This window comes from Streptomyces sp. HUAS TT7, from assembly GCF_051550175.1.
In the GTDB taxonomy this organism is placed as follows: Bacteria; Actinomycetota; Actinomycetes; order Streptomycetales; family Streptomycetaceae; genus Streptomyces.
In genome coordinates this window covers 4,340,864-4,354,208 of record NZ_CP196175.1, presented here as the reverse complement: position 1 = coordinate 4,354,208, position 13,345 = coordinate 4,340,864, and the positions used below count along the sequence as shown (strand labels likewise).

8 protein-coding genes and 1 tRNA gene are annotated in these 13,345 nt (G+C 68.3%); all 9 read right to left on the bottom strand.

Annotation, left to right across the window (positions count from 1 at the left end):
• Nucleotides 1-404 precede the first annotated feature (404 nt).
• Nucleotides 405-478 (bottom strand) — tRNA-Ile (locus tag ACSHXC_RS19645).
• Nucleotides 479-575: 97 nt separating this feature from the next.
• Nucleotides 576-1,127, bottom strand: coding sequence for a DUF3566 domain-containing protein (locus ACSHXC_RS19640; RefSeq protein ID WP_438292789.1), 552 nt, complete (start codon nt 1,125-1,127; stop codon nt 576-578).
• 87 nt (nt 1,128-1,214) lie between these two features.
• Complete coding sequence (gene gyrA, locus ACSHXC_RS19635; RefSeq protein ID WP_438292788.1) at nt 1,215-3,812, bottom strand: DNA gyrase subunit A; 2,598 nt, start codon at nt 3,810-3,812, stop codon at nt 1,215-1,217.
• 44 nt (nt 3,813-3,856) lie between these two features.
• Nucleotides 3,857-5,920, bottom strand: a complete 2,064-nt coding sequence (gene gyrB / locus ACSHXC_RS19630; RefSeq protein WP_438292787.1) for a DNA topoisomerase (ATP-hydrolyzing) subunit B — start codon at nt 5,918-5,920, stop codon at nt 3,857-3,859.
• A 517-nt stretch (nt 5,921-6,437) separates the two neighbouring features.
• Nucleotides 6,438-6,977 (bottom strand): DUF721 domain-containing protein, encoded by a 540-nt coding sequence (locus ACSHXC_RS19625; protein ID WP_438292786.1) that lies wholly within the window; start codon nt 6,975-6,977, stop codon nt 6,438-6,440.
• Nucleotides 6,974-8,095 carry a DNA replication/repair protein RecF gene (gene recF / locus ACSHXC_RS19620; RefSeq protein ID WP_438292785.1) on the bottom strand — a complete coding sequence of 374 codons (1,122 nt, stop codon included), beginning with the start codon at nt 8,093-8,095 and terminating at the stop codon, nt 6,974-6,976. Before recF ends, ACSHXC_RS19625 begins: the two co-directional genes overlap by 4 nt.
• Before the next feature lie 42 nt (nt 8,096-8,137).
• Nucleotides 8,138-9,013 carry a phosphogluconate dehydrogenase (NAD(+)-dependent, decarboxylating) gene (gnd, locus tag ACSHXC_RS19615; RefSeq protein ID WP_438292784.1) on the bottom strand — a complete coding sequence of 292 codons (876 nt, stop codon included), beginning with the start codon at nt 9,011-9,013 and terminating at the stop codon, nt 8,138-8,140.
• A 132-nt stretch (nt 9,014-9,145) separates the two neighbouring features.
• Entirely contained in the window at nt 9,146-10,276 is a 1,131-nt protein-coding gene (gene dnaN / locus ACSHXC_RS19610; protein WP_053724723.1) for a DNA polymerase III subunit beta, read from the bottom strand.
• Between the two features lie 936 nt (nt 10,277-11,212).
• Complete coding sequence (gene dnaA, locus ACSHXC_RS19605; protein WP_438292783.1) at nt 11,213-13,036, bottom strand: chromosomal replication initiator protein DnaA; 1,824 nt, start codon at nt 13,034-13,036, stop codon at nt 11,213-11,215.
• Nucleotides 13,037-13,345 lie beyond the last annotated feature (309 nt).

The window sequence follows — 13,345 nt, the reverse complement described above, 5'->3', positions numbered from 1 at the left end:
CCGAGCAGGCGTGATCCCAGTCACAAATCGTGTTTGTAGACGAGTAGTCAGCTTCCCGCCTCACAAGCAGCGTTGTTAGTGTTACCCACAGCCCGACCGCTGGTGCATCCCCCGTCGCCAGCGGTCGGGCATTTCTATGCCCCTCAGTCGCCGAGTCGGTCGGGCGCAGGAGATCCTCGCCGCACCGTCCGGCACCCCCAGACCCGCGGGGCAGCGATGACGCCCCTCCGAGGCGCACAGGGCCTGCGGCCGGGTGCGTGGGAGAAATCTGGGAGACGATCATCTGGCGCCACCCCAGGCAATGCCGCGCCAGACCAACGCAGACCAACACCCGACACTGGCCCAAAACAAAGAGAGGGCGCCTCCCACCTGGGGAGACGCCCTCTCTACTGGTACTGCTTCTGTGGGGCTAACAGGATTTGAACCTGTGGCCTCATCCTTATCAGGGATGCGCTCTAACCAACTGAGCTATAGCCCCGCCGCGCTTTGCGGGATGTCCCGCGCGCTGACCTCTGAAGATTAGCGCACGGGACGGCCAGTCCCAAAATCGATAGCCGAGCGGCTGTGAACTGCGGCTACTCGTCCTCGGCGAGCGTGAGCTCGATACCGCCCACGAATCCGGCCGAGAGGTTGTAGATGAACGCGCCGAGCGTCGCGAGCGCGGTGGCGAGCACCACGTCGATCACCGCGATGACCGACGTGAAGAGCAGCACCCGCGGCAGCGACAGGAAGGACTGGAGGTCGAAGCCGTTGGACTCGTTCGAGCCCGTGGCCTCGCTGATCGTGCCGCCGACCGTGGAGAACACGCCCATGGCGTCCATGACCATCCACAGCACCGCGGCCGCGATCACCGTGCAGATGCCGAGCGCGATGGACAGCAGGAAGCTGACCTTCATCACCGACCACGGGTCGGCCTTGGACACCCGCAGGCGCGCCTTGCGCGTACGGGGCGCCGTACGTGCCCCGGTGCGCGGCCTGCGCACGCCCTCGGCGCCTCGCTGTGGCGCGGGATACGCCTGCGGCGGGTGATAGGGCTGCTGCTGCCCGCCGATCGGCTTCTCGCGCTCGCCGGGCAGCGCCCCGGCCTCGTACTCCGCCCGGCCCTGAGGGCCCCGGGTGTCCGTCACCGTTACCCCCTGGGAGTCCGCGGCAGGGCCACGGGCACCGTTCGCTCCGGAAGCGGCCGCTCCGGCGCCCGTGGCTCCACTCACGCTTTACTCCTCGTGCTCCCCGGCCGAGGGCTGGGCGCCCTCGGCAGCAGCCTCGGCAGTAGCGCCCTCGGCGTCGTCGGCCCCGTCGACCTCTTCGGCCTCGCTGCCCGCCTCGGCGTTACGGGCGATGCCGACCACGGCATCGCGCTTGCCCAGGTTGATCAGTTGGACGCCCATGGTGTCACGGCCCGTCTCCCTGACCTCGTTGACTCGCGTACGAATCACACCGCCGCCGAGCGTGATGGCGAGGATCTCGTCCGTTTCCTCGACCACCAGCGCGCCGACCAGCGAGCCCCGGTCTTCCACGATCTTGGCGGCCTTGATGCCGAGGCCGCCGCGACCCTGGACGCGGTACTCGTCGACGGGAGTGCGCTTCGCGTACCCGCCATCGGTTGCGGTGAAGACGAACGTACCGGGCCGGACGACATTCATCGAGAGCAGTTCGTCTCCCTCGCGGAAACTCATCCCCTTGACGCCGGACGTCGCGCGGCCCATCGGGCGCAGCGCGTCGTCCGTCGCCGTGAAGCGGATGGACTGCGCCTTCTTGCTGACGAGCAGCAGATCGTCCTCGGCCGACACGAGCTCCGCGCCGATCAGTTCGTCGTCGCCGCCGTCCGCGGTCTCCCGCAGATTGATGGCGATGACACCACCCGAACGGGGCGAGTCGTAATCCTTCAACGGCGTTTTCTTCACCAGGCCGGCCTTGGTGGCCAGGATCAGATAGGGCGCCGCGTCGTAGTCGCGGATCGCGAGGATCTGGGCGATCTTCTCGTCCGGCTGGAACGCCAGCAGGTTGGCGACGTGCTGGCCGCGCGCGTCACGTCCGGCGTCCGGCAGTTCGTACGCCTTGGCGCGGTAGACGCGGCCCTTGTTGGTGAAGAACAGCAGCCAGTGGTGCGTGGTGGACACGAAGAAGTGGTCGACGATGTCGTCCTGCTTCAGCTTGGTGCCGCGTACGCCCTTGCCGCCGCGCTTCTGCGAGCGGTAGTCCTCGGTCTTGGTGCGCTTGACGTAGCCGCCGTTGGTGATGGTGACGACGATGTCCTCTTCGGCGATCAGGTCCTCGATGGACATGTCGCCGTCGAACGGCACGAGGGCCGAGCGCCGGTCGTCACCGAACTTGTCGACGATCGCGGCCAGTTCCTCGCTGACGATCGCCCGCTGCTTCTCGGGCGAGGCGAGGATCGCGTTGTACTCGTTGATCTTCGCCTGGAGCTCGTCGTGCTCGGCGACGATCTTCTGACGCTCCAGGGCGGCGAGGCGGCGCAGCTGCATCTCAAGGATGGCGTTGGCCTGGATCTCGTCGATGGAGAGCAGGCCCATCAGGCCCTCGCGCGCGACGTCGACGGTGTCGCTGCGCCGGATCAGCGCGATGACCTCGTCGATGGCGTCGAGCGCCTTGAGCAGGCCGCGCAGGATGTGGGCCCGCTCCTCGGCCTTGCGCAGCCGGAACTTCGTACGCCGGACGATGACCTCGATCTGGTGCGTCACCCAGTGGCGGATGAACGCGTCGATCGAGAGCGTGCGCGGCACGCCGTCGACCAGCGCCAGCATGTTGGCGCCGAAGTTGGTCTGCAGGTCGGTGTGCTTGTACAGGTTGTTCAGGACGACCTTGGCGACCGCGTCCCGCTTCAACACGATCACCAGGCGCTGGCCGGTGCGCGAGGAGGTCTCGTCGCGGACGTCCGCGATGCCGCCGACCTTGCCGTCCTTGACCAGGTCGGCGATCTTCTGCGCGAGGTTGTCCGGGTTGACCTGGTAGGGCAGCTCCGTGACCACCAGGCACTGGCGGTTCTGGATCTCCTCGACCGCGACGACCGCCCGCATCGTGATGGAGCCGCGCCCGGTGCGGTACGCCTCCTCGATGCCCTTGCGGCCCACGACCAGCGCGCCGGTCGGGAAGTCGGGGCCCTTGATGCGCTCGATCAGCGCGTCCAGAAGCTCCTCGTGGGAGGCCTCCGGGTTCGCCAGGTACCACTGGGCGCCCTCGGCGACCTCGCGCAGGTTGTGCGGCGGGATGTTGGTGGCCATGCCCACCGCGATGCCGGCCGAGCCGTTGACCAGGAGGTTCGGGAAGCGCGCCGGCAGGACCGTCGGCTCCTGGTTGCGGCCGTCGTAGTTGTCCTGGAAGTCGACGGTCTCCTCGTCGATGTCCCGGACCATCTCCATGGCCAGCGGCATGAGCTTGCACTCGGTGTACCGCATGGCGGCGGCCGGGTCGTTGCCGGGGGAGCCGAAGTTGCCGTTGGAGTCCACCAGCGGCATGCGCATCGACCAGTGCTGGGCGAGGCGCACGAGGGCGTCGTAGATCGAGGTGTCGCCGTGCGGGTGGTACGTACCCATGACGTCACCGACGACGCGGGCGCACTTGTAGAAGCCCTTCTCGGGCCGGTACCCGCCGTCGTACATGGCGTACAGGACGCGGCGGTGGACGGGCTTCAGACCGTCCCGTACGTCCGGCAGCGCACGCGAGACGATGACGGACATCGCGTAGTCGAGGTAGGAGCGCTGCATCTCCGTCTCGAGCCCGACGGGCTCGATGCGCAGAACAGGGCCTTCCTCGGTGGCTTCAGTGGGCGTAGGAGTGTTCTCGTCGGCCATTGCTGGTTCTCAAGTCCTTTCGAAGCGGTCAGCGACAGACCGAGTCAGATGTCGAGGAAGCGGACGTCCCGCGCGTTGCGCTGGATGAACGAGCGGCGTGCCTCGACGTCCTCGCCCATCAGCACCGAGAACAGGTCGTCGGCCTGGGCCGCGTCGTCCAGGGTTACCTGGCCGAGCACCCGGTGCTCGGTGTCCATGGTGGTGACGCGCAGCTCCTCGGCGTTCATCTCGCCCAGACCCTTGAAGCGCTGGATCGAGTCCTCGCGGATCCGCTTGCCGTTCTGCTTGCCGAGCTCGGTGAGCGCGTCGCGCTCGCGGTCCGAGTACGCGTACTCGAAGTCGTCCCGGCCCCACTTGATCTTGTAGAGCGGCGGGCGCGACAGGTAGACGTGCCCGGCCTCGACCAGCGGCCGCATGAAGCGGAACAGGAAGGTCAGCAGCAGGGTGTTGATGTGCTGGCCGTCGACGTCGGCGTCCGCCATCAGGATGATCTTGTGATAGCGGAGCTTCTCGATGTCGAAGTCCTCGTGGACCCCGGTACCGAACGCCGAGATCAGCGCCTGGACCTCGGTGTTCTGCAGAATCTTGTCGATCCGCGCCTTCTCGACGTTCAGGATCTTGCCTCGGATGGGCAGGATCGCCTGGTACATCGGGTTGCGGCCGGACTTCGCCGAACCACCGGCGGAGTCACCCTCGACGATGAAGATCTCGCACTTGGTGGGGTCGTTGGACTGGCAGTCCGAGAGCTTGCCGGGCAGCGACGCCGATTCGAGGAGCCCCTTGCGGCGGGTCAGGTCACGCGCCTTGCGGGCGGCGACGCGGGCCGTCTGCGCCTGGATGGACTTGCGGATGATGTCCGCGGCCTCGTTGGGATTGCGGTCGAACCAGTCGGTGAGGTGCTCGTGCACCACCTTCTGGACGAACGTCTTCGCCTCGGTGTTGCCCAGCTTGGTCTTGGTCTGGCCCTCGAACTGCGGCTCGCCCAGCTTGACGGAGATGATCGCCGTCAGACCCTCGCGGATATCCTCGCCCGAGAGGTTGTCGTCCTTCTCGCGCAGCAGCTTCTTGTCACGGGCGTACCGGTTGACCAGGCCCGTGAGCGCGGCGCGGAATCCCTCCTCATGCGTACCCCCCTCATGCGTGTGGATGGTGTTCGCAAAGGAGTAAACGCCCTCGCTGTACTGAGAGTTCCACTGCATCGCGATCTCGGCCGAGAGAAGTCGCTCCTTGTCCTCGGCCTCGATGTCGATCACGGTCGGGTGGATCAGCTCGCCCTTGCGCGAGTTGAGGTACGTCACGAAGTCGACGATGCCGCCCTCGTAGAAGTACGTCACCGAGAGGGGCTGCTGCTCCTCGGCCTCCTCCGCGGAGTCCGCGCCCGAGACCGCCTTCGCCGACTCGCGTTCGTCGGTCAGCTTGATCGTCAGGCCCTTGTTGAGGAAGGCCATCTCCTGGAAACGCCGGGCGAGCGTCTCGAAGGAGTACTCGGTGGTCTCGAAGATGTCGCCGTCGGCCCAGAAGGTGACCGAGGTGCCGGTCTCCTCGGTGGCTTCGTTGCGCAGGAGGGGCGCCGTCGCGACACCGAGCTTGTAGTCCTGGGTCCAGCGGTAGCCGTCGGTCTTGACCTCGACCGCGACCTTCGTGGACAGCGCGTTCACGACGGACACACCGACGCCGTGCAGACCGCCGGAGACGGCGTAACCGCCGCCGCCGAACTTGCCGCCCGCGTGCAGGACGGTGAGGACGACCTCGACGGCGGGCTTCCCCTCGGAGGGGATGATGCCCACGGGGATGCCTCGCCCGTTGTCGACCACGCGCACGCCGCCGTCCGGCAGGATCGTGACGTCGATCGTGTCCGCATGACCGGCGAGGGCCTCGTCGACGGAGTTGTCGACGACCTCCTGCACCAGGTGGTGCAGACCCCGCTCACCGGTCGAGCCGATGTACATGCCGGGTCGCTTGCGGACCGCGTCCAGACCTTCGAGGACGGTGATCGCGCTGGCGTCGTACGAGGCGGTGACCTCGCCGTTCTCGCCGACGACAGTGGACGGGGAGTTCTCGTTGGGGTTGCCGGAATCGGCCACGAAGCGCCCTTTCTGGCACAGCACAAGCCTTCCCCTGTACAGGCAGGAGCGGCTGCGTCGTTCAGCGATGGTCAGCGTCGGGCGTTGCCGAGGGGGCAAGCGTCCGATCGCGTCTTTCGGTGGGTCCCGCGAGGACGGCGGGATTATTGACCAGTCTACCGGTAGCGCCGACATGAATGGGGGTTTGCCGGTACCTGAGTCCGCATGTGCCGCCCTGAGCGGGCGCCGACCGACTCCCCATATTCGGGGAGGGGCCCCAAGAGCCTCACACGGGCTTTCAGCGCTTCGGCCTGTCAACCTCCGACTACCGTGAGGGACGCCTCATGTTCCCCACCGGTTTCCAGAGCCCTCTCGGACCCCGTTTCTGCACGTCACAGGGGGTGCCAGGGAGGAGCGTGGGAGACCTCCGGAAAGCGCGAACGCCCGCCTCCTACAGAGGCGGGCGCGATGCCCTCCTTCAAAGAGGCGGGCACGGGCCTTGAATGAGGTGGGCGCCAAGAGGCCCGGCCGCCCGGCCCGGCCGGGGGCACGCCGGGGCGGCTCACCCGTAGGTGTCGCCGGGCCCGGTGCTCCCGGGCGCGCGCAGCTTGCCGTAGCGCTGCGGCGGCCCGCTGGGGCCGTAGACCTTGATCAGCCGGACCGTGCCGTGGCCCAGGTCGGCGTTGATGCGCGCCACCAGCTGGGGCGCGAGCAGCCGCAGCTGGGTCGCCCAGGACGTCGAGTCGCACCGCACGACGAGGATCCCCTCCTCGGCGTCGTGCGGGCCGGGCTCCGTGTGCTTGGCGAGTTCCTCGCCGACGATCTCCGGCCAGCGGCCAAGCACTCCGGCCACCGCGGTCGGCGTCTCCCAGGCTTTCTCCCTGATCAGCCCGTTGATCGCGGAGCCGAGCGGCAGCGGATCGCGCCCGTCCGCGCGGGCGCCCGAGCGCAGTCCGCCCCGCCGAGCCTGCTTCCTGTCCTGCGCGGCCTGGCCCCGCGCCCTGGCCTGCTCCTTTGCCGCGCGCAGCGCGACCCGCGCCAGGTCGATGCCGGAGGCTTCGGGCACCTTCGGCTGCTCGGCCGGTCCGGATTCCTCGCTCATACCCGCGTCACCTCGCCCGCCGCCACCTCGTACCGGACGCCCGCGAGGATCCCCGGAACGTCGTCGTCCACCGCCGCTGTCACCAGGACCTGCTCGCCCGGGGCCACCAGCTCCGCGAGCCGCTCACGGCGCCTGGCGTCCAGCTCCGCGAACACGTCGTCGAGCACGAGCACCGGCTCGTTGCCCTCGGCCCGCAGCAGGTCGTACGAGGCGAGCCGCAGTGCAAGGGCGTACGACCAGGACTCGCCGTGGCTCGCGTACCCCTTGGCCGGCAGCTCGCCCAGGCGCAGCACCAGGTCGTCGCGGTGCGGCCCCGCCAGCGTCACACCCCGCTCGATCTCCTGCTTGCGTACGTCCGCGAAGGCCGCGATGAGCTGGCCGTACAGCTCCTCGCGGGTGTGCCCGGGGCCGGGCGCCGACGGCTTGTACTCCAGCGTCAACGGGCCGCCGCCCGGGGCGAGTTGCTCGTACGCCTTGTCCGCGAGGGGCTGGAGCGCGGCGATCAGGTCGAGGCGCTGGGCGAGGAGCTCGGCGCCGGCCTGAGCCAGGTGCTGGTCCCACACGTCGAGGGTCGACAGGTCCATGCCACGGCCGCCGTGCCGACGCGCCATCGCGGCGGACTTCAGGAGGGTGTTGCGCTGCTTGAGGACGCGGTCGTAGTCGGACCGTACGGCCGCCATGCGCGGCGAGCGCGCGGTGATCAGCTCATCCAGGAACCGGCGCCGCTCCCCGGGATCGCCCTTGACCAGCGCCAGATCCTCCGGCGCGAACAGCACGGTGCGTACGATCCCCAGCATATCGCGCGGCCTGACCTGCGAGGACCTGTTGATACGGGCCCGGTTGGCGCGGCCCGGGTTCAGTTCGAGCTCGATCAACTGGGAGCGCTCGCCCTGGGTGACGGCCGCGCGGATCACTGCGCGCTCGGCGCCCATGCGCACCAGTGGCGCGTCCGAGGACACACGGTGGCTGCCGAGCGAGGCGAGATAGCCCACGGCCTCGACGAGGTTGGTCTTGCCCTGCCCGTTCGCCCCCACGAAAGCGGTGACGCCCGGATCGAGCGGAACCTCGACCCGGGCGTACGAGCGGAAGTCGGCCAGCGAGAGATGCGTGACGTGCATGGTGTCGCCGACCTCCCCCGGCTTACCTACTGCTCTGTACAGCTACTTGGACTCGACCGCGTGGCCGCCGAACTGGTTGCGCAGCGCGGCGATCATCTTCATCTGCGGCGAGTCGTCCTGCCGGGACGCGAAGCGCGCGAACAGCGAAGCGGTGATCGCGGGCAGCGGCACGGCGTTGTCGATGGCGGCCTCCACGGTCCACCGGCCCTCGCCGGAGTCCTGCGCGAAGCCCTTGAGCTTGTCGAGGTGCTCGTCGTCGTCCAGCGCGTTGACGGCCAGGTCCAGCAGCCAGGAACGGATGACCGTGCCCTCCTGCCAGCTGCGGAAAACCTCGCGGACGTCGGTGACCGAGTTGACCTTCTCCAGGAGCTCCCAGCCCTCGGCGTAGGCCTGCATCATGGCGTACTCGATGCCGTTGTGGACCATCTTCGAGAAGTGGCCGGCGCCGACCTTGCCCGCGTGCACCGCGCCGAAGTCGCCCTCGGGCTTCAGCGCGTCGAAGATCGGCTGGACCTTCGCGATGTTCTCGGCGTCGCCGCCGTACATCAGCGCGTAGCCGTTCTCAAGGCCCCAGACGCCGCCGGAGACGCCGCAGTCGACGAAGCCGATGCCCTTGATGCCCAGCTCGACGGCGTGCTTCTCGTCGTCCGTCCAGCGGGAGTTGCCGCCGTCCACGACGATGTCGCCGGGCGACAGGAGCTCGGCGAGCTCGTCGATGGTGGACTGCGTCGCGGCGCCCGCCGGGACCATCACCCATACGACCCGCGGGCCCTTGAGACTGTCCACAAGCTCCTTGAGGCTGTGGACATCGGCGACGTCCGGGTTGCGGTCGTAACCGATGACGGTGTGGCCTGCGCGGCGGATGCGCTCGCGCATGTTGCCGCCCATCTTGCCGAGGCCGACGAGACCGAGCTCCATCACATGATCCTTTGACGTTGTGGCGTTTTCGTACCCGCGTCCGAGCCTACGCCGGGGCCTTGGTACACACCTGCGGGGTCAGCCGCTCAGACGTACGCCCCGGGAGGCCCGGGGCGTAGGTCTTCAAGCCACTCAGCCGGAAAGGCGCACCGGCATGATCAGGTACTTGTACGCGTCGTCCGCCTCGGCGTCCAGGGCGGGCTTGCCGCTGAGCAGCGCCGGCTTGGTCGAGGTGGTGAACGCGAGCTGGGCGACCGGCGAGTCGATGGCGCTCAGGCCGTCGAGCAGGAAGGTCGGGTTGAAGGCGATCGAGATGTCGTCGCCCTCCAGGTTGGCGTCGACCCTTTCCACAGCCTGTGCGTCGTCGCTGGAACCGGCCTCCAGGATGAGGACGCCCTGCTCGAAGCTCAGCCGCACCGGGGTGTTGCGCTCGGCCACCAGGGACACGCGCTTGACGGCCTCGACGAACGGAGCGGTCTCGATCACCGCGACCGAGTTGAACTCGGTGGGGAAAAGAGTCCGGTACTTCGGCAGGTCGCCCTCGAGAAGGCGTGTGGTCGTGCGACGGCCGGCGCCCTCGAAGCCGATCAGGCCCTCACCGGCACCGGAGCCCGACAGCGCCAGGGTGACCGTGTCGCCGCTCGTGAGCGCCTTGGCGGTGTCCAGGAGCGTCTTGGCGGGCACCAGGGCGACCGCGGAGGCCTCCGGGTTCTCCGGCTTCCACAGGAACTCGCGGACCGCGAAGCGGTAGCGGTCGGTGGAGGCCAGGGTGACCGTGTCGCCCTCGATCTCGATGCGCACACCGGTCAGGACGGGCAGCGTGTCGTCACGGCCGGCCGCGATGGCGACCTGGGCGGCGGCGGAGGCGAAGACCTCACCGGGAACGGTGCCCGTGGCGGTCGGCATCTGCGGCAGCGCCGGGTACTCCTCCACAGGAAGGGTGTGGAGTGTGAATCGCGAGGAGCCGCAGACCACGGTCGCCCGTACACCGTCTGTGGAAATCTCCACCGGGCGGTTGGGCAGGGCGCGGCAGATGTCGGCAAGAAGGCGGCCGGAGACGAGCACCGTGCCGTCCTCGTCGACCTCTGCGTCCACCGAGACCCGCGCCGAGACCTCGTAGTCGAAGCTGGAGAAGCTGAGTGCGCCGTCCTCCGCCTTCAGAAGAAGGCCCGCGAGTACGGGCGCGGGCGGACGGGCCGGGAGGCTGCGGGCCACCCAGGCCACCGCCTCCGCGAGTACATCGCGCTCCACCCGGATCTTCACCGGAACCGCCTCCTGCTGTTGCTGGCTCGCCCTGCTGGCTTTCGTCGTCGGCTGTATCGCCGGGGACCAGTCTGACGTACGCCGCTGACAGTCGGTGCGAGTCGGGGTCAAGTCGCGTCGAGCGGCGCCAGGAGCTCCGGCGGCCAGTTGTGCACAGGCCCCACTTCGAAACGGATTCCGAGCTAACTCTATGTGGGAGTAGTAGTAGGGGCTGTGGAAACCGTGGATAACCCCGTTTGCGCAGGTCACGCCCACTTTTTTGTCCACTGCCCCTGTGGGTGGAGCCAGTGGACAACTCATGGTTTCTGTGGACGCCCGAAAGTTCTGCACATCCAATGCACAGGACAGGGGTACTTCTCCCCAACGCTGTCCCCAGCTTTACCCAGGTTCCCCACAGGCCAACCCGTCCCCTTCGTGTGACGGCTTTCACTCGGTCCGGTGATCCCGGGTGTTTCGTTGCCGAACAGTGGACAGGGGTGTGGAGAAGCTGGGGACAACGGATCAAGACCTGTGGGTCGCCGGTGGACAACTGAACCCACAGGCTGTGGACAGAGGATTCGTCCACAAGCTGTGGAGCAGGGATGCCCACAAATCCACAGGCTGTTGACCTGGGGTGATGGAGTATCAGGCGCCGCGCCTGTGGAAGCAATCTGGACAACTTCACAGTCCCCAGGGTGTGGACGGAGGGAAGCCCCCAGATCTGTGGAGAACCGCCTCTGACCAGCCGGTATTCGAACGCCAGGAGCTCCGGCGGACTCGTACACACGCTTCCTTCGGCGTCGTACGCACGTATCGAGGGGCCTTGCGGAGGGGTTTCGGAGGCCCCTCAGACGTCCGGGCGGGCCCGGACCGGGGTCCGATCGGGGGCCGGGAACGCCGAAGGGCGCCCGGGGAATGGATCCCTGGGCGCCCTTCGGGGTGTCCGTACCGGCTTCGTCAGCCGTTCTTGATGCGGTTGGTGAGCTCGGTGACCTGGTTGTAGATGGAGCGGCGCTCGGCCATCAGCGCGCGGATCTTGCGGTCGGCGTGCATCACCGTTGTATGGTCGCGGCCGCCGAACTGGGCCCCGATCTTGGGCAGGGAGAGGTCGGTGAGCTCGCGGCACAGGTACATGGCGATCTGGCGGGCCGTCACCAGGACGCGGCTGCGCGAGGATCCGCAGAGGTCCTCGACCGTCAGGCCGAAGTAGTCGGCGGTCGCCGCCATGATGGCGCTCGCGGTGATCTCGGGCGCCGAGTCCTCGCCGCCGGGGATCAGGTCCTTGAGCACGATCTCGGTGAGCCCCAGGTCCACCGGCTGCCGGTTCAGCGAGGCGAACGCCGTCACCCGGATCAGCGCGCCCTCCAGCTCGCGGATGTTCCGCGAGATGCGGGACGCGATGAACTCGAGCACCTCCGGCGGGGCGTTGAGCTGCTCCTGCACCGCCTTCTTACGGAGGATCGCGATACGCGTCTCCAGCTCGGGCGGCTGCACATCGGTGGTGAGGCCCCACTCGAAACGGTTCCGCAGCCGGTCCTCCAGGGTCATCAGCTGCTTGGGCGGCCGGTCCGAGGACAGCACGATCTGCTTGTTGGCGTTGTGGAGCGTGTTGAAGGTGTGGAAGAACTCCTCCTGCGTCGACTCCTTGCTCGCCAGGAACTGGATGTCGTCGACCAGCAGGATGTCGACATCGCGGTAGCGCTTGCGGAAGGTGTCGCCCTTGCCGTCGCGGATCGAGTTGATGAACTCGTTGGTGAACTCCTCGGAGCTCACGTACCGCACCCGCGTGCCGGGGTACAGGCTGCGGGCGTAGTGCCCGATCGCGTGCAGCAGATGGGTCTTGCCGAGGCCCGACTCCCCATAGATGAAGAGGGGGTTGTACGCCTTCGCCGGCGCCTCGGCGACCGCGACGGCCGCGGCGTGCGCGAACCGGTTCGACGAGCCGATGACGAAGGTGTCGAAGAGGTACTTCGGGTTGAGCCGCGCGTGCGGCTCGCCCGGGCCGCCCTGCGCGGGCGAGCCGCCGGACGGGGACGGCGCGAGGTGGCCGGAGCCGCCGCGCTGCGGGGGCTGCGCGTCCGGCAGCTCGCGCCGCTCGGACCGCTGCTCGTGGCGCTGCTGCTCGAACGGCTGCGCCTTGGGCTGGTCATAGGAGGGGCGGCCCTGCTCGTACTGCCCGCGGTCCTGGTCGTACTGGCCGCGCTCGGGCAGCTGCTGCGAGCGGTAGTCGTGCTGGGGCTGATGCGGGCGGGCGCCGCCGTAGGGCTCGCGCCACTGCTCGCCCGAGGAGTCGCGGTCCTGGAAACCGCCGAGGCGGGGCTGCTGCCAGAGGTCCTCCTGGGCGCGCGGCCAGGAGCCCGGCTCGGAGCGCTGCTGGTACTCGCCGGGGTAGGCGGGGCGCGCGGTGGGCAGGCCGTCGTCGGCGGGCCGGGCGTAGGGGTCGTCCTGGTAGCGCGGCTGCTGCTGTTGCTGGGAGGGCTGCTGCGGGGCGGGCGGCGTGGGCTCGCCCACCGAGTCGTCGACGGTGATCGCGATCCGGATGGTGCGGCCGCACTCCCGGCTCAGCGTTTCACTGATCAGCGGGGCGAGCCGGCCCTCCAGGACGCGCTTGCCCCACTCGTTGGGCACGGCGAGCAGCGCGGTGTCGGCCACCAGCGCGAGCGGCTGGCAGCGCTCGATCCACTGCTTGTCCTTGGGCTCGATGCCCTGCTGCCCCTCCCCGAGGAGATGCTCCAGCACTCGTGGCCACACTGCGGCAAGATCGGCAGGTACGTCAGCCACAGGGCACGCTCTCTCGCAGGTCCCACGAATGTGTGGTTCTCGGGACGGTATGGGTTGGCATAGACAGACAGGCAAGGACAGATGGGGAAAAGATTCGGAGTTCAGCCACGGTAGTCGGGCCCACTGACGTGGTTCAAGTTGTTGTCCACAGCCTGTGCATACCGGGACCCGGTCGGACGCCGGTTTGACCGGATGGCGTAGCCGCGCGTACCGTAACCAGGTCGAGTTGTCGATGGCTGCTGCCGCCTGCCTCCGATGGGCAAAGATCACGATCTGTGATCGTGAAGCGGTGCACACGGGCGTATACGC

Excerpts from the sequence above, each read along its gene's own strand:
- gyrA (WP_438292788.1), bottom strand. The coding sequence starts at position 3,812 with ATGGCCGACGAGAACACTCCTACGCCCACTGAAGCCACCGAGGAAGGC.
- recF (WP_438292785.1), bottom strand. The coding sequence starts at position 8,095 with ATGCACGTCACGCATCTCTCGCTGGCCGACTTCCGCTCGTACGCCCGG.
- ACSHXC_RS19625 (WP_438292786.1), bottom strand. The coding sequence starts at position 6,977 with ATGAGCGAGGAATCCGGACCGGCCGAGCAGCCGAAGGTGCCCGAAGCC.
- gnd (WP_438292784.1), bottom strand. The coding sequence starts at position 9,013 with ATGGAGCTCGGTCTCGTCGGCCTCGGCAAGATGGGCGGCAACATGCGC.